Consider the following 306-nt stretch of genomic DNA (forward strand, 5'->3'; position numbering starts at 1 on the left):
CGTCTTCGGAATGAAGCCGGACGCGCCAAATTCAAGCGCGCGCGCCCCGATACCGGGCGCTTCGCTGGCCGAGATCACGACGGCGGGGATGGCCGGAAAATCCTGGCGGAGCTCGGTCAGGCCGATAAAGCCGGTGGAATCGCACATGTGCAGGTCGAGGCAGATCAAGCTGGCCCCGTCGCCGAGCGCGGCACGCGCCTCGGCCAGGCTGCCCGCTTCCACAATGTCGGCCCCTGGCAGCACGCGGTGAACCGCCTGAACCAAGGCTGCGCGAAACAGCGGGTGGTCGTCGGCCAGAATGATGCG

General features: G+C 67.6%; 1 protein-coding gene. It reads right to left on the reverse strand.

The window, feature by feature from the left end:
- Window positions 1–306, reverse strand: a 306-nt coding sequence (locus tag E5162_RS14495; protein ID WP_135945966.1) for a response regulator, incomplete at both ends; no start/stop codon positions are given.

This window comes from Marinicauda pacifica, from assembly GCF_004793635.1.
Classification (GTDB): Bacteria; Pseudomonadota; Alphaproteobacteria; order Caulobacterales; family Maricaulaceae; genus Marinicauda; species Marinicauda pacifica.